Origin of the sequence: Hydrogenophaga sp., from assembly GCF_030651625.1 — a bacterium.
Classification (GTDB): Bacteria; Pseudomonadota; Gammaproteobacteria; order Burkholderiales; family Burkholderiaceae_C; genus Hydrogenophaga.
Window position 1 is genome coordinate 129,841 of record NZ_JAUSCF010000030.1, and the last position, 23,059, is coordinate 152,899.

At 65.5% G+C, this 23,059-nt stretch carries 19 protein-coding genes and 1 pseudogene; 10 read left to right on the forward strand and 10 right to left on the reverse strand.

Annotation, left to right across the window (positions count from 1 at the left end; all coding sequences use genetic code 11):
• Window positions 1–197: 197 nt before the first annotated feature.
• Window positions 198–3,275: an L-glutamate gamma-semialdehyde dehydrogenase gene (locus Q7V46_RS14225; RefSeq protein ID WP_304914209.1), complete on the reverse strand. Its 3,078-nt coding sequence runs from the start codon at window positions 3,273–3,275 to the stop codon at window positions 198–200.
• Between the two features lie 105 nt (window positions 3,276–3,380).
• Between Q7V46_RS14225 and Q7V46_RS14230 the strand changes: the two are divergent.
• A pseudogene (locus Q7V46_RS14230) lies at window positions 3,381–3,854 on the forward strand (Lrp/AsnC ligand binding domain-containing protein).
• Window positions 3,855–3,958: 104 nt separating this feature from the next.
• Window positions 3,959–4,516: a DUF3617 domain-containing protein gene (locus Q7V46_RS14235; protein WP_304914210.1), complete on the forward strand. Its 558-nt coding sequence runs from the start codon at window positions 3,959–3,961 to the stop codon at window positions 4,514–4,516.
• A gap of 13 nt (window positions 4,517–4,529) precedes the next feature.
• Here the strand turns inward: Q7V46_RS14235 and Q7V46_RS14240 are convergent, their stop codons facing one another.
• Window positions 4,530–5,234, reverse strand: a complete 705-nt coding sequence (locus tag Q7V46_RS14240; RefSeq protein WP_304914211.1) for a YggS family pyridoxal phosphate-dependent enzyme — start codon at window positions 5,232–5,234, stop codon at window positions 4,530–4,532.
• Window positions 5,235–5,275: 41 nt separating this feature from the next.
• On the opposite strand from Q7V46_RS14240, the gene Q7V46_RS14245 reads away from it, so the two are divergent.
• The 3 genes from Q7V46_RS14245 to Q7V46_RS14255 all read left to right on the forward strand — a co-directional run bounded on the left by Q7V46_RS14245 (window position 5,276) and on the right by Q7V46_RS14255 (window position 8,821).
• Entirely contained in the window at window positions 5,276–6,319 is a 1,044-nt protein-coding gene (locus Q7V46_RS14245) for a type IV pilus twitching motility protein PilT (RefSeq protein WP_304914212.1), read from the forward strand.
• A gap of 158 nt (window positions 6,320–6,477) precedes the next feature.
• Window positions 6,478–7,614: a PilT/PilU family type 4a pilus ATPase gene (locus Q7V46_RS14250; protein WP_304914213.1), complete on the forward strand. Its 1,137-nt coding sequence runs from the start codon at window positions 6,478–6,480 to the stop codon at window positions 7,612–7,614.
• Between the two features lie 304 nt (window positions 7,615–7,918).
• Window positions 7,919–8,821 (forward strand): NAD(P)-dependent oxidoreductase, encoded by a 903-nt coding sequence (locus Q7V46_RS14255; RefSeq protein ID WP_304914214.1) that lies wholly within the window; start codon window positions 7,919–7,921, stop codon window positions 8,819–8,821.
• A gap of 411 nt (window positions 8,822–9,232) precedes the next feature.
• On the opposite strand, the gene Q7V46_RS14260 is transcribed toward Q7V46_RS14255, so the two are convergent.
• The 3 genes from Q7V46_RS14260 to Q7V46_RS14270 all read right to left on the reverse strand — a co-directional run bounded on the left by Q7V46_RS14260 (window position 9,233) and on the right by Q7V46_RS14270 (window position 11,217).
• Window positions 9,233–9,889: a BON domain-containing protein gene (locus Q7V46_RS14260; RefSeq protein WP_304914215.1), complete on the reverse strand. Its 657-nt coding sequence runs from the start codon at window positions 9,887–9,889 to the stop codon at window positions 9,233–9,235.
• Entirely contained in the window at window positions 9,886–10,506 is a 621-nt protein-coding gene (locus tag Q7V46_RS14265) for an SIS domain-containing protein (RefSeq protein ID WP_304914216.1), read from the reverse strand. Before Q7V46_RS14265 ends, Q7V46_RS14260 begins: the two co-directional genes overlap by 4 nt.
• Before the next feature lie 267 nt (window positions 10,507–10,773).
• Window positions 10,774–11,217 (reverse strand): YraN family protein, encoded by a 444-nt coding sequence (locus tag Q7V46_RS14270; RefSeq protein ID WP_304914217.1) that lies wholly within the window; start codon window positions 11,215–11,217, stop codon window positions 10,774–10,776.
• Between Q7V46_RS14270 and rsmI the strand changes: the two genes are divergently transcribed.
• Entirely contained in the window at window positions 11,217–12,143 is a 927-nt protein-coding gene (gene rsmI / locus Q7V46_RS14275) for a 16S rRNA (cytidine(1402)-2'-O)-methyltransferase (RefSeq protein ID WP_304914218.1), read from the forward strand. The two genes, Q7V46_RS14270 and rsmI, sit on opposite strands and share 1 nt — an antisense overlap.
• Before the next feature lie 30 nt (window positions 12,144–12,173).
• On the opposite strand, the gene Q7V46_RS14280 is transcribed toward rsmI, so the two are convergent.
• The gene (locus tag Q7V46_RS14280; protein ID WP_304914219.1) at window positions 12,174–12,542 is read right to left on the reverse strand and encodes a hypothetical protein; all 369 of its coding nucleotides are present in this window, start codon (window positions 12,540–12,542) and stop codon (window positions 12,174–12,176) included.
• Between the two features lie 259 nt (window positions 12,543–12,801).
• Here Q7V46_RS14280 and Q7V46_RS14285 point away from each other — a divergent pair, with 259 nt between their 5' ends.
• The 4 genes from Q7V46_RS14285 to Q7V46_RS14300 all read left to right on the forward strand — a co-directional run bounded on the left by Q7V46_RS14285 (window position 12,802) and on the right by Q7V46_RS14300 (window position 18,121).
• Window positions 12,802–13,521 carry a DUF502 domain-containing protein gene (locus tag Q7V46_RS14285; protein ID WP_304914220.1) on the forward strand — a complete coding sequence of 240 codons (720 nt, stop codon included), beginning with the start codon at window positions 12,802–12,804 and terminating at the stop codon, window positions 13,519–13,521.
• A 22-nt stretch (window positions 13,522–13,543) separates the two neighbouring features.
• A complete protein-coding gene (locus Q7V46_RS14290; RefSeq protein ID WP_304914221.1) occupies window positions 13,544–16,237 on the forward strand; it encodes a GNAT family N-acetyltransferase in 2,694 nt (897 codons plus the stop codon).
• Window positions 16,238–16,313: 76 nt separating this feature from the next.
• Window positions 16,314–16,907: an intradiol ring-cleavage dioxygenase gene (locus Q7V46_RS14295; protein WP_370690351.1), complete on the forward strand. Its 594-nt coding sequence runs from the start codon at window positions 16,314–16,316 to the stop codon at window positions 16,905–16,907.
• Window positions 16,908–17,092: 185 nt separating this feature from the next.
• Window positions 17,093–18,121, forward strand: a complete 1,029-nt coding sequence (locus Q7V46_RS14300) for a metal-dependent hydrolase (protein WP_304914223.1) — start codon at window positions 17,093–17,095, stop codon at window positions 18,119–18,121.
• 67 nt (window positions 18,122–18,188) lie between these two features.
• Here the strand turns inward: Q7V46_RS14300 and Q7V46_RS14305 are convergent, their stop codons facing one another.
• From Q7V46_RS14305 to Q7V46_RS14320, 4 genes are all read right to left on the reverse strand, one after another.
• The gene (locus Q7V46_RS14305) at window positions 18,189–18,659 is read right to left on the reverse strand and encodes a CopD family protein (protein ID WP_304914224.1); all 471 of its coding nucleotides are present in this window, start codon (window positions 18,657–18,659) and stop codon (window positions 18,189–18,191) included.
• 75 nt (window positions 18,660–18,734) lie between these two features.
• Window positions 18,735–21,086: an ATP-dependent DNA helicase DinG gene (gene dinG, locus Q7V46_RS14310; protein WP_304914225.1), complete on the reverse strand. Its 2,352-nt coding sequence runs from the start codon at window positions 21,084–21,086 to the stop codon at window positions 18,735–18,737.
• Window positions 21,087–21,235: 149 nt separating this feature from the next.
• On the reverse strand, window positions 21,236–22,474 hold the full coding sequence (locus tag Q7V46_RS14315; RefSeq protein ID WP_304914226.1) for an FAD-binding oxidoreductase: 1,239 nt from the start codon (window positions 22,472–22,474) through the stop codon (window positions 21,236–21,238).
• Window positions 22,471–22,824, reverse strand: a complete 354-nt coding sequence (locus Q7V46_RS14320; RefSeq protein ID WP_304914227.1) for a RidA family protein — start codon at window positions 22,822–22,824, stop codon at window positions 22,471–22,473. The genes Q7V46_RS14315 and Q7V46_RS14320 overlap by 4 nt, the downstream gene beginning before the upstream one ends.
• Window positions 22,825–23,059 lie beyond the last annotated feature (235 nt).

Below are 23,059 nucleotides of genomic sequence, written 5' to 3' on the forward strand. Positions count from 1 at the left end.
GGGTCCGGCTCCGCCGCCAAGGTGAGCCCTTCGACAGGCTCAGGGCGAACGGATGGGTGAGCGAGCAAACCGAGGAAGCCAAAACCCCGCTCGCGCGAAGTGCCCCTGTCCAGGGGCAGCAAGGGACGGCTCCGCCGGCCCAAGCTGCCGTCCCCCCTCGAAGCGCCGAAGGCGCGCTACGGAGGGGGGAAGCCGCGTCAGCGGCGCAGGGGGGAGTTTGCAAAAAGTTCCACGTTACCGCCAGCAGCGGTGGTGTTGATCGTCAGTGTCTGTTCGGCGCAAAAGCGCAGCAGGTAGTTCGGTCCGCCCGCCTTCGGGCCAGTGCCTGAGAGGCCCTCACCACCAAACGGCTGCACGCCCACCACCGCACCGATCATGTTGCGGTTCACGTACACATTTCCCACACGGGCCGCGCGGGCCAGGACCTGGGCGCGGTTGTCGATGCGGGTCTGGATGCCGAGCGTGAGTCCGTAGCCCAGGGCGTTGATCTGCAGTAGCGTCGCCATGGGGTCGCCCTTCCAGCGCACCACCTGCAGCACCGGGCCAAAAATCTCCTGCTTCGCGTCCGCAATGGCACCAATCTCAAACATCTGCGGCGGCATGAGATTGGGTATGGCGGTCGCCTGGGTCACCGCAGGCAACAGCGGCTTGGCGTGCGCATGCAATCGCTGGACTTCGCGCTGGATGCCCTCGAAGGCCTCGGTATCGATCAATGGACCCACATCGGTGGCCGGATCGGCGGTGTCGCCCACCACCAGTTCCTGTGCCGCACCCTGGATCATTTCAATCACCTGGTCAGCGATGCCCTCGTGCACACACAGCAACCGAAGGGCCGAGCAGCGCTGGCCCGCGCTGCGGAAGGCGCTTTGCACCACCGCGTCGACCACCTGTTCGGGCAGCGCCGTGCTGTCCACCAGCATGGCGTTGATGCCCCCGGTTTCAGCGATCAACGGCACGATGGGGCCGTCCTTCTCGGCCAGCGCGCGCTGGATGATCTTGGCCACCTGGGTCGATCCGGTGAACACCACACCAGCGACCCCAGGCTGCGCCACCAGCGACGCGCCCACGGTCTCGCCTGAGCCGTGCAGCAGTTGCAGCGCATCGACTGGAATGCCGGCTGCGTGCAGCAGCTTCACGGCTTCCAGGGCCACAGCCGGGGTCTGCTCAGCCGGTTTGGCCAGCACCGTGTTGCCCGTGGCCAGCGCTGCGGCCACCTGCCCCACGAAGATGGCCAGCGGGAAATTCCAGGGGCTGATGCAGACCCATGCGCCCCGCCCTTCCAGGCGCAGGGTGTTGCTTTCGCCCGTGGGACCAGGCAGGGTCTGGGGAGACTGGATACGCTCGGCTTCATTGGCGTAGAAGCACAGAAAGTCCACCGCCTCGCGCACCTCGGACACAGCGTCGCTCCAGGTCTTGTGCGCTTCTTTCACCAGCAAGGCGCAGAAACGGGGCAACTGTGCCTCCAGGGCATCGCCAGCGGAACGCAGGACAGCCGCGCGTCGGGACACCGGTGTGTGGTTCCAGGCATCAAAGGCTTTGACGGCGCGGTTCACAGCGGCCACTGCGTTTTCAGATCGCGCTTCAGGCACGGTAGGCACCACACACACCGCATGGGCAGCAAGAAGGTCGTCGCGCTGGGTAACCACGGCGAGGTCCCGCCCCTGGCTGTTGGCGCGTCCGGCGCCATACAGCTCCAGCGGAAGTGGCAGTGAAGCCGTCGGCTCAAGCCGCTGTGGGGAAATCAGCAGCTCTTCCATGCCCACCGATTCGTCAGCCAGTTGGTGCACGAAGGACGAGTTGGCGCCGTTCTCCAGCAGGCGGCGCACCAGGTAGGCCAGCAAGTCGCGGTGCGCGCCCACCGGGGCGTAGACCCTGCAGCCGATGTTCGGGTTCTTCAGCACTTCGCGGTAGATTCCTTCGCCCATGCCATGCAGGCGCTGCAGTTCGAACCGGGGCGCAGCACCCGATGCAGCTCCAGAAGTCTCGCGATTCGACGCGATTTGAAGGATGGCCGCAATCGTGCCTGCGTTGTGTGTGGCGAACTGCGGAAAGATTGCATCGGGTGCAGCCAGCAAGGCCTTGGCGCAGGCCAGGTAGCTCACGTCGGTGTGGTGCTTGTGGGTGAAAACCGGGTAGGCGGGCAGTCCCTGCTCCTGCGCCCGCTTGATCTCGGCGTCCCAGTAGGCGCCCTTGACCAGACGGCACATGAAGCGCAGCTGGTAGCGCCGCGCCAGCGAAGCCACGTGTTCGATCAGCTCGACCGCGCGCGTCTGGTAGGCCTGCAAGGCCAGGCCAAAACCCTGCCACTGCGGAAAGCGCTCGCTCACCAGCCGGGCCAGGGCCTCGAACACGTCGAGGGAGAGTTCAAGCCGCTCCACTTCTTCGGCGTCGATGGTGAGATTGAGGTTGGCCGCCGCGGCGGTCTCGCACAGCTGCCACACGCGGGGCACAAGCTCGTCCATCACGCGGGCATGCTGCGCATCTTCAAAGCGCGGATGCAGTGCGCTGAGCTTGATGGAGATGCCGTCGTTCTGCACCGGGCTGCGGGCTGGGTTGGCGGTGCGCGCGATGGCCGTGATGGCACTCTGATAGCTCGCCAGGTAGCGCAACGCATCGGCGTCGGTGCGGGCACCCTCGCCCAGCATGTCGAAACTGAAACTGAGATTGCCTTGCTTTTTCCGTGCACTCGCGGCCTCCTTCATCCCTTCTTCGATGGTCTGGCCAAGCACGAACTGGCGGCCGAGCAATTGCACCGCCCGCAGCGTGGCGCCCACGACGGTCCTGGCTCCCAGCTTGGTCATCAGGCCGGGCTGACGGTCTTCGCTGGGAAGGAAATGCTTGGACATCGCGATGGCGCTGGACGACAGCCGCGCCAGTGTGGAAACCTGGCCCCCAACCCTGGCTTCGCCAGGCCCCCCGAGGGGGTGCACGCCCCCTTGGGGCGGCCCGGCGGTGGCGTGGGCCGCACCATCAAAATCCGCCCGGCCCAGCTGGTCGGCGGTGAGGGCGATCGCGGTCTCGGCGTCGGGCACCCGCAGCAGGGCTTCGGCCAATCGCATCAGGGCCAGGCCCTCGGCGCTGGAGATGGGGTATTCCTTGAGCAGGCTTTCCATGGCCCAGAACGGGGGCGGGTTGTCTCGCACGGCGCGTACCCATGGCGTGGCGCTTCGGGCGGCCGCCGCCCAGTCGAGCGCGCCTTGAAGCGCCGAGATTCGGTTCGCCACCAGGTTGTTCTCAGTGCGGTAGGGAAATGGCAGTCGGTCGGTGGGGCGCATGGCAGGGGCTCCGGCAAAGGCACGTTGTTGAATTCCTGAATCTTCGGCCTCCAAGAAGTGAATTAATGTTCAATTTTCTTGTTTTTGCAGAATAATTCACTACTCATGACCGAAACCACCCACGTACTTGACCGGATCGACCTGCGCATCTTGCGCGTGCTGCAGAACGATGGGCGCATCCCCAACCTCAAGCTCGCCGAAGCTGTGACACTGTCGCCCACGGCGGTACTGGCACGCACGCAGCGTCTGCAGCGTGAGGGCTACATCCTGGGCTACGAGGCCCGGCTCAATCCGCTCAAGCTCGGCCTGGGCATGATGGTTTTTGTGGAGGTGCTGCTGGACCGGACCACGCCCAATGTGTTCGACCAGTTCAAGGCCGCGGTGCAGGTGTGAGACGAAATCATGGAGTGCCACATGGTGGCTGGCGGGTTTGACTACCTGCTCAAGACCCGCATGGCCGACATGTCGGCCTACCGGGATTTCGCCGGCAAGGTGTTGTGGCAGCTGCCCGGCGTGCGCGAAACGCGCACATACGCCGTGATGGAAGAAGTGAAAAACACCACCCAGTTGTGTGTTTGACATCTTCATCCTCACAGGGAGAATTGGGGAATGCGCCGCACAACCTCCACCAAGCGGGCTGTGCAGAGCATCCCCAGGCAGTTCAACCCCACCGGAGCCCCTACATGTTCAAGACCCTGCAAGTCCTCTGCCTCGCCACCCTGACCCTGGGGGCACTGGGTGCCAACGCCCAGAGCACCCGCCCCGGTCTGTGGGAAATCAACAGCAAGATGGGAGGCAACCCCGAGATGGACGCCGCCATGGCCCAGATGCAGCAGCAGATGGCCGCCATGCCGCCCGAACAGCGCAAGATGATGCAGGACATGATGGCCCGACAGGGCATGAACATCGGCGCCGGCGCGGGTGGCGGCGTCTCGATGAAGGTGTGCATCACGCCAGAAATGGCCGCCCGCCAGGAGATGCCCACCCAGACCGAGGGCGACTGCACCACCACCATCACCTCGCGCAGCGCCAGCGCGATGAAGATGAACTTCGTCTGCAAGAACCCGCCCTCAAGCGGTGAAGGCACCTACACCTTCTCGGGCGACACGGCCTACACGATGAAGATGGTCATGAAGTCCGTTCAGGACGGCAAGCCGCAGACCGTCACCATCGACGGACAGGGCAAGTGGCTCTCCAAGGACTGCGGCAACATACAGCCGATGCCGATGACCACGAAGTGATCCTGGCCAGCGCTCAGGCAGCGGCCGGCCGGCTGCCAAAAATGGCCCGGCCCACGCGCACCATGGTGGACCCCGCGGCCACTGCGGCATCCAGATCGTCGCTCATGCCCAGCGAGAGCGTGTCCAGCGCGAAGCCGCGGGCGTTGAGGTCGTCGAACAAGGCTTTCACCTGCAGAAAGACATCCCGCTGCGCTTCGAACCCAGCGACTGGCTCCGGCACACTCATGAGCCCCCGCAGGCGGATTCTCGGCAGTTGGGCCACCGCCTGCGCCAGCGCCAGCAGGTCGCCTGGCGCCACCCCCGACTTGTTGGCGCCCTGGTCCACATTGACCTGGAGGCAGACCTGCAATGGCGCCATGCGATCCGGACGCTGCTCGCTCAAACGTTGTGCAATCTTGAGCCGGTCAACCGACTGCACCCAGTCGAAATGCTCGGCCACCAGCCGGGATTTGTTGCTTTGCAACGGTCCGATGCAATGCCATTCCAAAGATGTGGGGAACCCGTCCAACTGGAGATTTCGGATCTTTTCGACCCCCTCCTGCACGTAGTTTTCGCCAAAAACGCGCTGACCGGCGGCCTGTGCCTGACGAACGGCGTCCGCATCGAAAGTCTTGGACACCGCCAGAAGTGTGACGTCCTTCGCATCCCGGCCTGCCCGTTGGCACGACCGGGCAATCCGCTCCCGAACCTCTTGGAGATTGGCTTCAATCGTCGTCATAATCTGTCGTCATACCTACCAACACAGCACGGGACACCGGGATGGATATCACCCAACTGCTTGCCTTCAGCGTCAAGAACAAGGCATCCGATCTTCACCTCTCGGCCGGTCTGCCGCCCATGATACGGGTCAACGGCGACGTGCGACGCATCAACGTCGAACCGCTGGACCACAAGCAGGTCCACAGCATGGTGTACGACATCATGAACGACAGCCAGCGCAAGCAGTACGAGGAATTCCTCGAATGCGACTTCTCATTCGAAATCGAAGGCCTGGCACGCTTCCGGGTCAATGCCTTCAACCACAACCGCGGTGCGGGCGCGGTGTTCAGGACCATTCCGAGCAAGATCCTGACGCTGGAGCAACTCAACGCTCCGAAGATCTTTGGCGATCTCGCGCTGCGCCCGCGGGGTCTGGTGTTGGTCACCGGCCCCACCGGTTCGGGCAAGTCCACCACGCTGGCGGGTATGGTCAACCACCTGAATGAAACCGAATACGGTCACATTCTCACTGTGGAAGACCCGGTCGAATTTGTGCACGACTCGAAGAAGTGCCTGATCAACCAGCGGGAAGTGGGACCGCACACGCTCAGCTTTGCCAACGCCCTGCGCTCGGCGCTGCGTGAAGACCCCGACGCCATTCTGGTGGGTGAAATGCGCGATCTGGAGACCATTCGCCTGGCCATGACGGCCGCCGAAACCGGTCACCTGGTGTTCGGCACCCTGCACACATCCAGCGCTGCCAAAACCATCGACCGGATCATCGACGTGTTCCCGGCTGAAGAAAAAGACATGGTTCGCGCCATGTTGTCCGAATCGCTGGTGGCCGTGATCTCGCAAACCCTTTGCAAGACCAAGGACGGCACCGGCCGGGTGGCGGCACACGAAATCATGCTGGGCACCAGCGCCATCCGCAACCTGATTCGCGAAGCCAAGGTGGCACAGATGTATTCCGCCATCCAGACCGGCAACAGCGTGGGCATGCAGACGCTGGACCAGAACCTCACCGAACTGGTTCGCCGCAATGTGATCAGTCCGGCAGAAGCGCGCAGCAAAGCCAAGATCCCTGAAAATTTCCCCGGGTAGATGAGCACCCCCCATTGCTTGCTCGCTGCGCGTAGCCGCATACCCCTCAGGGGGCAACGCGAGCGGCCCGGCACAGCCGGTTCCGCCGCGCTCTTGGTTGGGCATACACCGCACGGATGTGGCGGATTGAACTGTCGGTACACAAGAAGGTAGACACCATGGAACGCGATCAGGCATCGAAATTCATCAACGACTTGCTGCGCCTGATGGTCAGCCGCACAGGAAGCGACCTGTTCATCACCGCCGACTTTCCGCCCGCGATCAAGATTGACGGCAAGGTGGTCAAGGTGTCGCCACAGCCGCTGAACGCCAACCACACGCTCGCACTGGCCCGCGCGATCATGAACGACAAGCAGGCGGCCGAGTTCGAGCGCACCAAGGAGTGCAACTTCGCCATCTCGCCGCCTTCCATCGGTCGTTTCCGGGTGAGCGCCTTTGTGCAGCAGGGAAAAGTCGGCATGGTGTTGCGGACCATCCCCGCCGTGCTGCCCACCATCGACACGCTGGGCCTGCCGCAGGTGCTCAAGGACGTGGCACTTTCCAAACGCGGCCTGTGCATCCTGGTCGGGGCCACCGGTTCGGGCAAATCCACCTCGCTGGCGGCCATGGTGGACTGGCGCAACGAGCACACCTTCGGGCACATCATCACCATCGAAGATCCGGTGGAGTTTGTGCACGCACACAAGAACTGCGTGATCACCCAGCGCGAAGTGGGTCTGGACACCGACAGCTGGGAAGCGGCGCTCAAGAACACGCTGCGCCAGGCCCCCGACGTGATCCTGATGGGCGAAATCCGCGATCGGGAAACCATGGAGCACGCGATCCAGTTTTCGGAAACCGGTCACCTCTGCATGGCCACCCTGCACGCCAACAGCTCCAACCAGGCACTGGACCGGATCATCAACTTCTTCCCTGAAGAGCGACGACCCCAGTTGCTGATGGACTTGTCACTCAACCTGCGCGCCCTGATTTCACAGCGCCTGGTGCCCAGGCAGGACAGCAAGGGGCGGCATGCGGCGGTCGAGATCATGCTGAACTCGCCACTGATTTCCGATCTGATCTTCAAGGGTGAAGTCGCCGAGATCAAGGAAATCATGAAGAAGAGCACCCAGATGGGCATGCAGACCTTCGACCAGTCGCTGTTCAATGCGTTCGAGGCCCACCTGATCACGCTGGAAGACGCCCTGCGCAACGCCGATTCGCTCAACGACCTGCGCCTTCAGATCAAGCTCAACAGCCAGCGCGCCAAGACCACCGATCTGGCGGCGGGTACGGAGCACATGACGATTGTTTGACCCCACGCGCCGCGCCATCGGCGCGTCACCCCCCCAGGGTGCACACCTTCGGACCGGCCGAGCCGGATCTTCGGTGTTGCTGGATTGGGGTTCTCGCTCCGGAGGTGTGTCCTCTTCCCTCGCCCTGCGACACTTGTCGCCCTGGCACTTTTACAGACTGGCGCAGCGAGCGCGTGGGCGTTGTTTGATGGGGGTTTTGCTCCGGAGACAGCCTCTGGAGCGTCGGTTATGAGACATTCGGAGCCTGTACAGAACCTGTCAATGTACGGCTCTGCCGCCACCCCAGACCAGAAAGCACTGCACCATGAGCAACATCGCCGAACGCACTTACGAATCCACCCCAGCCCATAAAGTTGCCTTCATTGGCCTTGGGGTCATGGGGTATCCGATGGCGGGGCATCTTGCGCGGGCCGGACACGCTGTGACGGTGTACAACCGGTCCAGTGCCAAGGCGGCAGCCTGGGTGGCCGAATTCGGCGGGGCGCACCAGCCAACCCCTCGCGAAGCAGCTCAGGGTGCCGACATCGTGTTCGCCTGTGTGGGCAACGACGACGACCTGCGCGCCATCACGCTGGGTGCGGATGGAGCCTTCGCCGGCATGGCTGCTGGCGCCATCTTCGTGGACCACACCACCGCGTCGGCCGATGTGGCGCGCGAGCTGTACCAGGCCGCCAAGGCGCTGGGCGTGGCATTTGTGGATGCGCCGGTGTCGGGCGGCCAGGCGGGTGCGGTCAATGGGCAGCTCACCGTGATGTGTGGCGGCGATGCGGCCGCTTTTGACGCGGTGAAACCAGTCGCCATGGCCTTCTCTCGGGCCTTCACCCTGCTCGGCGAAAGCGGTGCTGGCCAGCTCACAAAGATGGTCAACCAGATCTGCATCGCCGGATTGGTACAGGGACTGTCGGAAGCCATTGCGTTCGGTCAAAAAGCCGGTCTGGACATGAACCAGGTGCTCGACGTGATCGGCAAGGGCGCCGCACAAAGCTGGCAACTGGACAACCGCGGCAAGACCATGGTGGCCGACAAGTTCGACTTCGGTTTTGCCGTGGACTGGATGCGCAAGGACCTGGGACTGGTGCTGGACGAAGCCAAGCGCAATGGCGCCCGACTGCCGGTGACGGCACTGGTGGACCAGTTTTATGCCGACGTGCAAGCCCTAGGCGGAAACCGGCTGGACACCTCGAGCCTGATCAAGCGGTTGAGGTAGCCACCCTCCCCTCCGAGAGGGGTAGTCCGATCCCGATTCCGCCTCCCGCCGTCATGCGCTGGCGAGTAGCGCAGGGCCGGGCGGAAAAAGACGCGCGCAAGTTTGAGCCGAAGGCGAGTTTGCGTGCACCCCGCCCGGACCGGGCAACGCAGTGTGCCCGTAGCGCAGCGGAAGGACAGCGCATCCGGCTCGCCTTTCTTTGGTCACTTTCTTTGGCGAACGCAAAGAAAGGTAACTCGCCCGCCGGGGCGAACCCGGCCAAACCATGCTTCCGAAGAAAGAAGCAAACGCGCGGAGAGGCCCCTCACCCCAACCCTCTCCCCAGAGGGGCGAGGGAGCAAAGCCACGCTCGCCGTAGGAGCAGTCCGGCCCCGAAAAAGCGAAAGCAGGAACGCCCCCACCCCAGCCGTCTTACTGCGCCGGTGCGGGTGCTGGCGTTGCTGCCGGCGCCATGCGGGCCAGTTCTTCTTCACTGATGATTTCAAGCACCCGAACGACACGCCGCACGCCCTGGGTGTTGCGGGCGACCTGGGTGGCGTAGTCCGCTTCGCGCTGGGTGACGCGACCCATGAGGTAGACCGTGCCGCGTTCTGTCGTGACCTTGAAGGCGGACGCGGGAATCTGATTGACGTCTATGAAGGCGGCCTTTACCCGACCGGTCACCACCGTATCGGCTGCGCGTTCGCGCAGGCTCGGGCTGTTGGTGATTTCCAGTTCGTTCTGCACCGCGGCCACATTTTCAACCCGGGACACGATCTCGCCGATCAGTGCCTTGTCGCGTTCGTTGGACACTTCGCCGGTGAGCAGCACCCGCCGGTTGTAACTGGTGACCAGCGCCCTTGCGCGGGAACCCACTTCGTCCTTGATGCGGTTCCCTGCCTTGAGTTCGATGGCCTGGTCTTCCAGCTGCGCGCCTGTCGTGCGCCGGTCACTGACCACGATGGCGCTGGTGACGGCAGCACCGCCCAGGAGCAACGGCGTGCACGCGGACAACGCGGTCAGGGCCACCAGAGAAGTCAGGGCCACGGCGAGCAAACGGCTCCTGGTCTGGGGAAGGGTCTTGTTCATGAAGGGATCTCCAGTTCGTTGATGACGGCTTCGGGCAGGCCCAGCAGCTGAGCGTCCACACCGTCGCAAATGCAGTGCAGCACCAGGTGGTGCACTTCGAGGATCCGTGCGGGCAGCTCGTGCGGCACGCACACATGCACATCGGTGTCACGCAGCAACTGGGTCATGCGACCGCCGCGAGCTCCGGTGAGCGCCACCACCGTCATGTCGCGCTCATGGGCCGCTTCCACGGCCGCCAGCAGATTGGCCGAATTGCCCGTGGTGGACAGCGCCAGCAGCACATCCCCACCATGGCCAAGCGCGCGCACCTGCCTCGCATAAACGGATCGCACGTCGAAATCGTTGGCGATTCCCGTCAGAACGGCAGCATCGGCCGAAAGTGAAAGCGCAGCCAGTTCCGGTCTCTCGCGGTCGTAGCGTCCGACAAAACTGGCCGCAAAATGCTGCGCGCCTGCGGCCGATGCACCGTTTCCGCAGGCCAGCACCTTGCCGCCGCCGGTCACGCTGGCCAGCACGGCGTTGGTGGCGGCCTCAACCAGCTGGGCCAGCGACTGGGCACACTGGTACTTCAGATCTGCACTGTCGATGAACTGTTGCTGAATGCGCTGGAGAAGCATGGGGAGATGATCCTAGAAACCGCAGTTGGACGGATCCGATTGGGCTGTCAGCGAGTGCACTGGCACGGCGCGACGACACAGCGGGCCAATGCCCGCAAGGAGGAGCAACGCAGCCAGCGCGCGCTCTGGCGGCTCAATCGGGTCTGTAGCGCCTTCACCCATGAGGTGCGCCGCTTCGTGGCCAAGGTTGTCAGTGTTCAGGGGCATCTCCAGCGGTAGGCAGCGCGGTCAACTGCGGTTTCTAGGATCATAGCGTTGAGGGTGGTGTCAAAAGCTTGCAGAGGTATCAAAAGCCGCTCGCAACCATTCAATGGATGCACCCACCGAACCCCCCATCGAGGGGCCCTGCAGCAGCACAACATCGAATCGGCATGGAGGCTCAGACCCGATCTGGTGCAAAAAGTGCCTCGCTGCCAGCACGATGCGTTTCTTTTTGGCGACCGTGATGCTGGCGCCCGCGCCGCCCTTGCCGCTGCCGGTGCGCTGGCGCACCTCGACGAACACCAGCGTGCCATCGGGCTCGCGCATAATCAGATCGACCTCGCCGCCGCCCCGGCCAGGCGTCTTGAAATTGCGCTTGACCAGACGCAGCCCCTGTTTCTGAAGGTGTTCGAGTGCCGCCTGCTCGGCCAGGTCCCCACGGGCCTTGGTGCTGGCACCCGCATCGGTACCGGTTGACTGAACCACACCCTTTTTCCGGAACGTCCACATTGTCTGCCAGCTCCCCATCCCTGTTGCTCGCCGCGCGCGACGCCGCAGCCCACCAGCATTATCCGCAGGGCGCGCTCTACATGGTGGCCACACCCATCGGCAACATGGCGGACATCAGCCTGCGGGCGCTGCATGTGCTCTCTCTGGCGGATACCGTCGCTTGCGAAGACACCCGCCACACCGCCTCCCTGCTGCAGACATACGGCCTGCACAAACCGCTGCTGGCCTTGCACGAACACAACGAAGCCGAGGCGGCCCAAACCGTGGTGACCCGGCTGCGGGAAGGTCAGCGCGTGGCCTATGTGAGCGACGCGGGCACACCCGGCGTGAGCGATCCTGGCGCCCGCCTGGCGGCGGTGGTCACTGCCGCTGCGTTGCGTTGTGTGCCTGTTCCCGGTGCCAGCAGCATCACCGCCCTGCTCAGCGTGGCGGGCGAGGCGGGCTGGGACGGGATTTTTGTGTTTGCGGGTTTTCTGTCGCCCAAGGCTGCTGAGCGACAGCGGCAAGTGCTGCAGATCGGCACGGAAGCCAAGGGATGTGTGCTGCTTGAAGCACCGCACCGGATTGAGGCACTGGCCCGCGATCTGGCCGTGCTCGGTGCGCGCCGCCTCACCATTGGACGCGAACTGACCAAGCAGTTCGAGGAAGTGGCCCAGATCGAGGCTTCCTCATTTCCCGCGTGGCTGGCGGGCGAAAGCCACCGCACCCGTGGCGAATTCGTGCTGCTGGTACACCCGAAGGTCGCCGAAACAGTGAAAGAAGGCGACATCAATGCGTCTGCTCTGCGGACGCTGGCCCTCTTGCTGGACGAGTTGCCGCTCAAAACGGCTGTTCGCGTATGCGCAGAGATCACCGGCGAGCCCCGCAACGCCTTGTACGAAGCTGCACTGGCGCTTCGAAAACAAGGTGACCCGGACAAAGCCTGAACTCGCCCGGGAATACCGGTGGCGGCAAGCTCAGTACTGCATGCGCGCCATCGGATCGCCACCGGAGCGTGGGCCGGGTTTCAGAGGATCGTGACGCCGATCAGGCGCATCGGGCACCTCGTGCGCCTGCACATCGACCACATCACCGGGGGCTGCGCCTGTCGCCCCTGAACCTGGGCGCCGGACCCAGGCACCCTGGGCATAGCGTTGCGAAGTCTGGCGAAACCGCTCGAACACCATCACAGGGGCCGGTTTGCGGCCAGTCAACAGAGCCCAGAGCGACAGCCCCAGCACCACCACCAGGCTGGCCAGGAGAAGGCTGAGCAGAAACACCAAGCCCGCCACACCCAGCGCCAGCTTGAGCACCGCGCTGAGCACGCGACCCAGAAAATCAGTCATTGAATTCATTCCATCAAGAGCCCAGCGGGCCAGGGGGCGTTCCTGAAACAGCACGAAGGAACGGACGTGAGCTCAACAGCTGGGGTCATTTTCCCTGGATGCAAGCGGTTTGGCCACACGCACACCACGGCAACAGAGCGTGATTCTCGAAAAAATTCGGACTGCCGGCCTGCAACTGGCGCGATCCATGCATAGCTGACGCCGGCGGCTGCTATGCTGCCCGGTGCCGGCGCCGGTGTGCGCCCATGAAATGCTTCCCATGCCGACGAAACGCCTTTACCAGTATTTTTTTCGCGGACTGCTCACCGTGCTGCCACTGGGCCTCACGGTGTACCTGCTTTTCCTGTTTGTGAGCTTTCTGGAATCGATGGCCATGTTCGTGATCCGGCCCATCGTCGGTGACTTTTACCTGCCGGGTCTGGGCATCGCCTTGGCGGTGCTGGCCATTCTGGCGCTGGGCTATCTGGTCTCACAGAGCTACACCACCCGTTTCGTGTCGTTGGTGGAGCTGCCTTTCACCAACCTGCCGGTGATCAAGAGCATTTATTCGTCCCTGAAGAACTTTGCCGACTACTTCGCCCCGCACGAGAAAGACACCCAGCAGGTGGTGCGGCTGTGCGCTCCGGACAGCGAAATCTCTATCGTGGGCCTGGTCACCCGGCAGAACATGAGCGATCTGCCGTCGGGTCTGGCCAGCAACGAGAACATTGCAGTCTACCTGCCCATGGGGTACATGATCGGCGGCTACACGGTGTTCGTCCCACGCACCTGGGTGCATCCGATCGAGATGTCGGTGGAGGAAGCCATGCGCTCTTCGCTGATTGCATGGATGTCGGCGAACCGCAACAACCCGGCCCCCAGCTACTTCGAGGTCGATCAGGCCGCCCGGGCGCTCGCGCCGCAGCGTCCTGCACCTGAGCCACCTTTGGCGCAGCCGCCTGCCCCACAACCGCCACCCCCGCCGCACCGCCCGTTCTGAGGAACGACACCAACGCCCATCCATGAGCATCCGCCACCTCGACGCCCTTTTCAACCCGGCCTCGGTGGCTGTCTTCGGTGCATCCCAGCGACCGGGCAGCGTGGGCTCCACCGTGTGGCGCAACATGCGCGATGGCGGTTTTGCAGGCGCCCTCTACCCCGTCAACCCCAAGCACGCTTCGCTCGAAGGCGTCAAAGCCTATCGGAACGTCGCTGCACTGCCCGAGACGCCTGACCTGGCGGTGATCTGCACCCCTGCCGACACCGTGGTCCCGTTGATTGAGGCGCTGGGCGCGCGCGGCACGCGGGCGGCCATTGTCGTCACCGCCGGCCTGGACGCGCAGCAGAAACGGGCCATGCTGGACGCCGCCCGTGTGCACACGCTGCGCATTCTCGGACCCAACTGCATCGGCATGCTGGTGCCGCACCTGGGGCTCAACGCCAGCTTCGCGCACATCGGCGCCCAACCGGGTGAACTCGCGTTCGTGTCGCAATCGGGTGCGCTGGTGACCGCGATGCTGGACTGGGCGGGCTCGCGCGGCATCGGCTTTTCACACTTCGTCTCGCTCGGCGAGCGGGCCGACGTGGACTTCGGCGACATGCTCGACTTCCTGGGCAGCGACCCGAAGACGCGTTCCATCCTGCTCTACATCGAAAGCATCGAGGAGCCGCGCAAGTTCATGTCTGCGGCCCGCGCAGCGGCGCGCAACAAGCCGGTGATTGTGGTGAAAGCCGGGCGGTCGACCGCCGGTCAGGCCGCCGCCGCTTCCCACACCGGGGCGCTGGCGGGTTCCGACGCGGTGTTCGACGCGGCCATCGCACGGGCCGGCATGCTGCGCGTGGAGAGCTTGCAAGACCTCTTCCTGGCGGCAGAAACGCTTTCCCGGTTTCGGGATGGACCGACCGAACGGCTCATTGTGCTCACCAACGGCGGCGGCGCCGGCGTGATGGCTGCGGACGCGGCCGCGGCCGCCAACGTGCCGCTGGCCGAGCTGGACGATGCGATCAAGGCCAGGCTGGATGCCGTGCTGCCGGCCAACTGGTCGCACGCCAACCCGGTCGACATCATCGGCGATGCGCCCTGTGAGCGCTATGTGGCGGCGCTGGAGGCGCTGGCGAGCGATCCGCAAAGTGCGGTGCTGTTCATTCATGCGCCCACAGCCATCGTGCCCAGCGCGGACATTGCACAGGCGCTGCTGCCGGCCATCAAGGCGCTCCCTCAGCGGGTGCTGGGCTGCTGGCTGGGTGACCGGGCGGTGGCCCAGGCACGCCAGACTTTCCGGGATGCGGGGGTGCCCGACTACAACACGCCCGAAGAAGCGATCCGGGCGTTTTCGTTCCTGCGCGCCTACCGACAGCACCAGGCGGAATTGCTTCAGACGCCACCCGCGCACAGTGCCACTCAGGCGGTGGACCTGTCACGCCTGCGCGACATCGTGGAGACGGTGCTCACCAGCGGGCGCGAACTGCTGACCGAACCCGAAGCCAAGGACTTTCTGGCCGCCGCCGGGCTGCCTGTGGTGCCCACCCGGATCGTCCAGGCCGATACCAGCGCTGCCTGCGCTGCCGCCGATGCCATGGGCTATCCGGTGGCGCTGAAAATCCTCTCGCATGACATCACGCACAAATCGGACGTGGGCGGGGTGCGCCTGAACATCGGCAACGCCGCCGAACTGGCCGAGGCCTGCACCGCCATGCTGGCGCGCGTGCGCGCGGCCCGGCCCGACGCAGCGGTGCTGGGCTTCACCGTGCAACCCATGGTGCGAAAGAAGCATGCCCATGAACTGATCGTCGGGGTCAGTGTGGACCCGATGTTCGGACCGGTGGTGCTGTTCGGCGATGGCGGCACTGCTGTGGAGGTGCTGGCAGACCGCGCGCTGGCGCTACCGCCGCTGAACACACCACTGGCACTGGCCCAGATTGCACGCACCCGGGTCGCGCGCCTGCTGCAGGGCTACCGCTACGAGCCCGCCGCCGACCTGGATGCGGTTGCCGAGGTGCTGGTGTCGGTGTCCCAGCTGCTGGTGGACGTGCCCGAGCTGGCCGAACTCGACATCAACCCGCTGCTGGTCAACCACGAAGGTGCCATCGCGCTGGACGCCCGGGTGCGGGTGTCGGCGCAGTGCCCTGCCGGGGCACACCATTTCGCGATCCAGCCCTACCCCACCGAACTCATCGAAGACTGGACCTGGCAGGACCAGATCGTGGTGCTGCGCCCGATCCGCCCGGAAGACGAAGCCCAGCACCGCACTTTTCTGGAAAAGCTGGACCCGGAAGACATCCGGCTGCGCGTGTTCTACAGCCGGCGCAGCATCGAGCACAGCGAGCTCGCCCGCCTGACGCAGATCGACTACGCCCGCGAGATGGCCTTCATTGCCACGCGCGCCTTGCCCGAGGGTGGCGAAGAGACCCTGGGCACCGTGCGCGCCACGGTGGACCCGGACAACCACACCGCCGAGTTCGGCGTCATCGTGCGCTCGGACCTCAAGGGGAGCGGGCTGGGTCACCGGCTGATGAGCAAGATGATTGGTCACCTGCGCGCACGCGGCACCCATCAGTTGGTGGGCACCGTGCTGAGCATCAACCGCGGGATGCTGGAACTTGCCCGCTCGCTGGGCTTCCAAGAGACGGACATGCCCGGCGATCCGGACGACCACGACATGCGGTTCGTCTCGCTGGACCTGCAAACACCGCCGCGCCCGCGACCCGAGCCCTGAGGCGATCCGGGGCGGGTTTTGTGGTCACCCTGGAGCCCCCATGAACACACTGCCCTCCCCCGTTCGCCGCCGGCTGATGCTGGCCACCGCCGCCACGCTGGCCGCACCGGCCTGGATTACCCCCGCACGCGCCCAGACAACCCTGCGCCCCACGCCCAGCCAGACGGAAGGCCCGTTCTACCCGGTGGCGCTGCCCGCCGACAGCGATTTCGACCTGCTGCGCAACGGGCAGGTGGACTACCGCCAAGGGGAACCCGCCTGGGTGGAGGGCGTGGTGACCGATACCAGGGGCACCCCTGTGTCAGGCGCCTCGGTCGAGATCTGGCAGTGCGACCACGCAGGGCGCTACCACCACCCGGGCGACGGCAACCGGGCCGACCCGGCGTTCCAGGGCTTTGGCCAGGTCAGCGTGGGGCGCGACGGCCGCTACCGCTTTCGCACCCTCAAGCCGGTGCCATATTCGAGCCGCACACCGCACATCCATGTGAAGGTCAAGCTCGACCGGCAGACCCTGCTCACCACCCAGATGTATGTGGCAGGCGACCCGGGCAACGAGCGCGACTTCCTGTGGCGACGGCTGGACGAAAGGGGGCGGGCCGCGCTCACGGTGCCGTTCACCCCGGGAAGCGATGGACTCAAGGCGGATTTTCCTATCGTGGTGGCGGCTTGACCCCCCCGCGCCGTTGCGCGTCACCCCCCGAGGAGGGCGATGCGAGTGGCCCGGTAAAGCCGGTTCCACCGCATCTCTGGAATGAGGCACTTCGCACCGTTGAGGTGGCGAAAACAGCTGCATCTGGATGCTGCGAAATGTCCCCTTGATGCTCAGCTTCTCTGGTCTGCAATTAAGCTCCGCGCATGGATTCATTGACACAGATTGCCCTGGGCTCGGCCGTGACCGTGGCCGTGATGGGCCGGCGCACCGCCGTGTGGAAGGCGGCGGCCTGGGGTGCGGTGGCCGGGACCTTGCCCGACCTGGACGCCTTCATCGACCACGGCGACGCCATTCTGAACATGGTGCTGCACCGGGCCGAGACCCATTCGCTGTTCTTCACCACGCTGTTCGCACCGCTGATGGCGTGGGGGGTGTCGCGCATCCATGGCGAAACCGCGCTGTTCAGGCGCTGGTGGCTGGCGCTGTGGCTGGCCCTGTTCACCCACCCGTTGCTCGACGCCATGACGGTCTACGGCACCCAGTTGCTGCAGCCGTTCACCGACCGGCCCTTTGGCGTGGACAGCATGTTCATTATCGACCCTGCCTACACCTTGCCGCTGCTGGCGGGCGTGGTGGCTGCGCTCGCGTTGAGCCGGGTGGAACGTGGCCTGCGCTGGAACCTGGTGGGGCTGATGGTGAGCACCGCCTACCTCGGCTGGAGCGTGGTGGCGCAGCAGGTGGCCACCGGCGTGGCACGCGCCTCTCTGCAGGAGCAAGGCGTCAACGCCGAGCGGCTGCTGGTGACACCAGCCCCCTTCAACACGGTGCTGTGGCGACTGGTGGCCGTGACCCCCACGCACTACCACGAGGGCTATTACTCGCTGCTGGACCGAAAACCCATGGTGCGCTGGACCTCGCACGACCGGGGCGCTGCCCTGATCGAACAGCACGGCGAGGCCGAGCCGGTGGCCCGCATGGCCGCATTCACCCATGGCTTCTACCGCCTGCGCACCACCCCCGAAGGGCGCCTGATGGTGACCGATCTGCGCATGGGGCAGGAGCCTGCGTACGTGTTCGACTTCGACGTCGGCACCCCTGAGACCGTCGGTCAGGCAACCGCCACCCAGGTCGTGGCACGAGCCGACATCGGACAGGCGCTACCTTGGCTGTGGCGTCGCGTGCGCGGCGAGGACCTGCTGCCCATGGGCGCTGCCATCGCTGCACCGCGCTGATTCAGCAGCGAGTATCGCCCGAAGCCACGGCTTGCACAGGCGGAACGTTGCGGGGGTGTTCCGGTCCTCAGGCCATCGTCACGGCGATCCCGATGACGGCGACGCCGATGGTCAGGTTGATCGCGACCCAGGTCCGGATCGATGCCAGGGCGACGCCACCGGCGGACCAGTCGCTGGCCTCCAAGGCCTTGTTCAGGCGCTTGAAGAGGGCGAAGCGGAGGTGACCGAAGATGGCCATCATCACGAGACCGAGCACGGTCATGAGCGTCCAGTTCAGCGGCATGTTGAAGCTGAGCCCGGCCTGCACGGTTTCCTTGGCCACGCGGCCCATCATCCACACCCCTGAAACCAGCACCAGCACCACCGCCACCAGCACGGCAGAGAAGAAACGTTGCAAGGCCGCGTGCATGAGGCGAACACGCTGTGGTGGCTCCAGCATCAGCGCGGCCGGACGCAGGAAGAACAGGGCAAACACCATGCCGCCGACCCACACGACGATGGACAGGATGTGCAGCAGTTTGAGGGTGGCGTAGATCATGGGCGGGCGGTCTCGTGAAAAAGAGGGGGCATAGGCTTCGACAAGCTCGGCCCGAACGGGGTTGGAACGGTGAACTCAGGTACTCACATCGGTGAGCACTGTGCCCACGCGGCGTTGCAGCCTATAGGGTGGCAACCCCTTGAGCATGCGTCGCCCATAGGACTGCCTCAGCAAGCGGGCATCGTAGCAAACGACCACCGCCTCGTCGGTCTCTGAACGCAAAGCCCTGCCTGTCCACTGCAAGAGGCGCGCGCCGGTGGCGGGCACCACCAGCTCGCTGAACGGGTCGCGACCCTGGGCCTTGAGCCAGTCGGCGCGGGCCTGGCCCACGGGATCGCTGGGCGAGGCGAACGGCAATTTGGTGATGAACACCCATTCGCACAGTTCGCCAGGCAGATCCAGACCTTCGCCGAACGATTGAAGGCCGAACAGGATGGATGCACGGCCCGCCCGCACCCGTTCGGCATGCCTCTGCAGCAACTGGGTGCGCGAGGCTTCGCCCTGCACCAGCACCTTGTTGCGCAGGTCGCTGTGCAGGCCGCGCTCCAGCAGGTCTTGAGCGCGCCGCAGCTGTGCCCTCGATGTGAACAGCACCAGCGCACCTCGCTGCACCTCGGCCAGGTCCGCCATCAGCGCATCCAGCATTTCGCGCGTGTAGCCCTCCACGTCCTTCGGGTCGGCCTGGGTCTGCACCACCACCAGGCGACCCTGGGTGGCGTGGTCGAACGGGCTTTGCACTTCGCGGGCCACCACAGCGTCGTCGAAGGCCAGGCCAGATTCCTGCAGGAAATGATCAAACCCGCCACAGGTGACCAGCGATGCGGAGGTGACCACCGCTGCGCGCACCTTGCTCCAGAGCTGGTGGCGCAGCAGGCTGCCGGGCTGCAGCGGGCAGGCGTGCGCGGTGAGCGTGACCAGGCCGTGCTGGATACCGGCCTCCAGCCACTTGGCCAGTGGCGGATGGCCTTCGTCGGCCTCCTGCAGCCAGAGTTCCGCCGTGGCCTGGGCGTGCTGCAGGCGCGGCGCGAGCACGCCCAGGCGGCTGTAGAGCTTGGCGCAGCGCGCGGCGTCACCCGGGTTGTCGCGGGCGTTGGCCTTGAGCTGGGTGGCCAGGGTTTCCATCACCTTGAGCAGGGCGCTGGCGCGGGTGTGCAGCTGGGACACGGTCTCGGCCCAGCCGGTGGGCAGGGCGCCGCCTTCGAAGCGATCCACCACCGGGCTGGAGGCGTTCCAGCGTTCAGGGACGGCTTGTCGAGACACGGGGCGGTTGCTGGCCCGACCCGTGAGCGCGAGCCATTCCGGCGACTCGCCGAAGCGGGCCATGGCCAGGCGTGCCAGCTCAGCCTGCGCGGCCTTGAGTTCGCGCGCCAGCAGTGCCACGTCCACCCCTGGTGTGTGCTTCATCGCGCCGGCCACCTCTTCCACCGCGCGCGGCAGGCGGTCCAGCCACTGGCTGCGCATGAGGTCCATGCTTTCGGTGAACTGCCCCTGCGCCACCGGCCCCAGGTGGTGGGCTTCGTCGAACACCACATAGCAATCTGAAGGGTCGGGCAGCGCGTGCAGGCCCAGGGTGGAGAGCAGCAGATCGTGGTTGACCACGATCACCTGCGACTGCGCCAGCCGCGCGCGGGCCTGGTAGTAGCTGCAGCTGTTGTAGCTGGGGCAGTGGCGGGCGGTGCAGCTGTGGCGCTCGGCCGCCACGGGTGTCCACAAGTCGCCTTCCGGGGGCGTGTCCAGCCGGTCGCGGTCACCGTCCCAGGTGCCGCCGTCCAGCGACTGCGCCCATTCGGTGTAGGTGCGGGCGCGCTCAAGCCAGCGCTCGGCGCTGCGCGCACTGCCGGCGGCGCGGGCCACGGCGCCTGCGGCCGCCTGGTCCGGCGTTTCGTCGTTGGCCTGCAGCGCGTCGTCGCTTTCAAACAGGTCGGCGCTGGCGGCGTCGCCACCGCTGAGCTGGTCAAGCTTGAGACGGCACACGTAGCGGCCACGCCCTTTGGCGAGCGCAAAGGTGAAGGATTCGGGCAGCGCGGCACTCAGGGCGGGCAGGTCCTTGGCGATGAGCTGTTCCTGCAGGGCCACGGTGGCGGTGGAGATGATCACGCGCTTCTGTTGCGCCAGCGCCAGTGGAATGACGGTGGACGCATAGGCCGCCGACTTGCCCACACCGGTACCCGCCTGCACCACGGCAATACCGCGATCCGGCAGGGCGGCGTCGCCGGTCACGGCACCATCGCCCAGGCGCACGCCACTGAGGGTGTGGGCGATCAGCGCTGCCATGTCGCGCTGGCCCGGGCGCGAGCGAAAACCGGGCGCGCGCGCCACCATGTGGTCGAAAGCAGCCAGCGCCAGGGCCTCGCGGGCCAGGGGACCGGCCACCCCGGCATCGGCGGTCGGGGAAGGTGCTTCGGCGGTGGGGTTGGGTTGGGTCATGCGGGCGCGTTGGCCTGGAAACGGCAGTTGGACAGGCCCGGAGCAAACACGCATTGTCCCAGACGCATGGCAGGAGGCTGAAAGGTTGCGATTCACCGTGACTTGCTCCTCCCCCGCTGGGGGAAGGAGTCAAGCCAGATCACCCGCCTTCAACCAAAGCGCGCGGGTGCGTAGGGCTTGGGATCGACCACGGGTGTCTGGCCTTCGATCATTTCCGCCATCAGCCGCCCGCTCACTGGGCCCAGGGTGAAACCCTGGTGCGCATGACCCAGGTTGAACCAGAGACCGCGATGGCGTGGCGCCGGGCCGATGACGGGCAGCATGTCGGCGGTGCAGGGCCGCGCGCCCAGCCAGGGCTCGGGCTCCACCGGTTCGGGCAGGTCCACCAGTTCGCGGGCCAGGGCCCAGGCGCGGTCGAGCTGCACGGGTGTGGGCCGGGCATCCAGCTGGGCGAATTCGGCCCCGGTGGTGATGCGCACGCCCTGCCGCATGGGTGCCAGCACCAGGCCACGATCGACGTCGTACATCGCCAGCCGGGGCGGCTCGCCACCCCGGTAATGGCGGTGGTAACCGCGCTTGACGAACAGCGGGAAACGGTAGCCGAGCTGGCGCAGCAGCGTGTCGGACCAGGGGCCCAGCGCCACCACCGCGTGCTCGGCGCTGATCGCGCCATTTTCGGTGCGCACCTGCCAGCCACTGGCTGTGGGGTTCAGGCTGGCGGCATCGCCTTTGGCCAGGGTGCCGCCCACTTTTTCAAAGAGGTCCGCGTAGCGGGCCACCAGCGCACCAGGGTCGCTCACGGCCCAGGTGTCGTGCCAGTGGATGGCGCCAGCCAGCCGGGTGCGCAGGGCGGGTTCGGCGGCGGCAAGTGCGTCGGGGTCCAGCGTTGTGTGACGCAGGCCGTGCGATTGCTCCAGCGCGCGCGCCTTGTCTGCAGCCTGTTGCATGGACACAGAACTGCGGAACACAAAATGGTAGCCGTCGCGCTTCACCAGATCGCCAGCACCGGCCTGCTCGATCAGCGGCGCGTGTTCCAGGGTACTGTGCTCGATCAGGCGGGCGAAGGCCTGCGAGAGCAACGCATGGCGCCGGGGTTGCGAGTGGGCCCAGTAGCGCGCCAGCGGCCGGGCCAGGCCGGCCAACGCGCCGAAGTGGTAGTTCACATCGGCACCGCGCTTGAGCGCCACGCGCGCAAGGGTGCCCAGCTGGCGCGGGAAGGCGTACGGCTCGACCGCCTCGCGCTGGATCAGGCCGGCATTGCCGTAGGAAGTTTCGCGCCCGGGCTCGCGCCGGTCCACCAGGGTCACGGCGTGGCCGCGCAGGGCCAGGTGAAGAGCGGTGCAGGTGCCGACCATGCCGGCCCCGAGCACCACGATGCTCTTGGTCATGTTCGTGCCAGTGCCACCGCTGTGAGTTCCAGCCGCGGACCGGGCCGCATGAGGTCGGCGCGCACCGTGGTGCGCGCCGGGAAGGGTGGCTGGAATCGCTGTGCGTACACCTGGTTGAACGCGGTAAAGTCGCCGGCATCGATCAGGTAGGCCGTGACGGAAATGACATCGCTCAGCTCCAGGCCCTGGGCTTTCAAGGTGGCTTCGATGCGGTCGAGGGTGAGCGCCGTCTGGGCCTCGATGCCTTCGGGCACGCTGCCATCGGTGTTGAAAGGCAGTTCGCCGGAGAGAAAAACCAGGTTGCCGCCGGTACGGGCTTTGGACAAAGGGGGTGTGGTGGGTGATGTCATGCAGCGGCCTCTGGATAAACCGCGATTATTGGCCGGGAGAGCCCCGAACGGTGGGAGTTCTGGTGGCCAGGCTGCCGGTGCCTGGCCAGCGGTCGTCAGCCGAAGGAGCGCGCCTGGGTTTTTTGCAGATGATGAAACCCTGCTTCTGCACTTCCCGCCCTCTGCTGCGCTGTGTGGCGCAACTTCACCGCCAAATATGCTGCAATGCACAATAGCGTGTTGACAAGGACACCGC

What these genes read in the sequence shown, in the direction of transcription:
- Q7V46_RS14245 (WP_304914212.1), top strand. Translation starts at nt 5,276, where the DNA reads ATGGATATCACCCAACTGCTTGCCTTCAGCGTCAAGAACAAGGCATCC.
- Q7V46_RS14320 (WP_304914227.1), bottom strand. Translation starts at nt 22,824, where the DNA reads ATGACATCACCCACCACACCCCCTTTGTCCAAAGCCCGTACCGGCGGC.
- dinG (WP_304914225.1), bottom strand. Translation starts at nt 21,086, where the DNA reads ATGACCCAACCCAACCCCACCGCCGAAGCACCTTCCCCGACCGCCGAT.
- Q7V46_RS14280 (WP_304914219.1), bottom strand. Translation starts at nt 12,542, where the DNA reads ATGACTGATTTTCTGGGTCGCGTGCTCAGCGCGGTGCTCAAGCTGGCG.
- Q7V46_RS14300 (WP_304914223.1), top strand. Translation starts at nt 17,093, where the DNA reads ATGGATTCATTGACACAGATTGCCCTGGGCTCGGCCGTGACCGTGGCC.
- Q7V46_RS14235 (WP_304914210.1), top strand. Translation starts at nt 3,959, where the DNA reads ATGTTCAAGACCCTGCAAGTCCTCTGCCTCGCCACCCTGACCCTGGGG.
- Q7V46_RS14255 (WP_304914214.1), top strand. Translation starts at nt 7,919, where the DNA reads ATGAGCAACATCGCCGAACGCACTTACGAATCCACCCCAGCCCATAAA.
- Q7V46_RS14290 (WP_304914221.1), top strand. Translation starts at nt 13,544, where the DNA reads ATGAGCATCCGCCACCTCGACGCCCTTTTCAACCCGGCCTCGGTGGCT.
- Q7V46_RS14285 (WP_304914220.1), top strand. Translation starts at nt 12,802, where the DNA reads ATGCCGACGAAACGCCTTTACCAGTATTTTTTTCGCGGACTGCTCACC.
- Q7V46_RS14295 (WP_370690351.1), top strand. Translation starts at nt 16,314, where the DNA reads ATGCTGGCCACCGCCGCCACGCTGGCCGCACCGGCCTGGATTACCCCC.
- Q7V46_RS14225 (WP_304914209.1), bottom strand. Translation starts at nt 3,275, where the DNA reads ATGCGCCCCACCGACCGACTGCCATTTCCCTACCGCACTGAGAACAAC.
- Q7V46_RS14260 (WP_304914215.1), bottom strand. Translation starts at nt 9,889, where the DNA reads ATGAACAAGACCCTTCCCCAGACCAGGAGCCGTTTGCTCGCCGTGGCC.
- Q7V46_RS14265 (WP_304914216.1), bottom strand. Translation starts at nt 10,506, where the DNA reads ATGCTTCTCCAGCGCATTCAGCAACAGTTCATCGACAGTGCAGATCTG.
- Q7V46_RS14270 (WP_304914217.1), bottom strand. Translation starts at nt 11,217, where the DNA reads ATGTGGACGTTCCGGAAAAAGGGTGTGGTTCAGTCAACCGGTACCGAT.
- Q7V46_RS14240 (WP_304914211.1), bottom strand. Translation starts at nt 5,234, where the DNA reads ATGACGACGATTGAAGCCAATCTCCAAGAGGTTCGGGAGCGGATTGCC.
- Q7V46_RS14315 (WP_304914226.1), bottom strand. Translation starts at nt 22,474, where the DNA reads ATGACCAAGAGCATCGTGGTGCTCGGGGCCGGCATGGTCGGCACCTGC.
- Q7V46_RS14305 (WP_304914224.1), bottom strand. Translation starts at nt 18,659, where the DNA reads ATGATCTACGCCACCCTCAAACTGCTGCACATCCTGTCCATCGTCGTG.
- Q7V46_RS14250 (WP_304914213.1), top strand. Translation starts at nt 6,478, where the DNA reads ATGGAACGCGATCAGGCATCGAAATTCATCAACGACTTGCTGCGCCTG.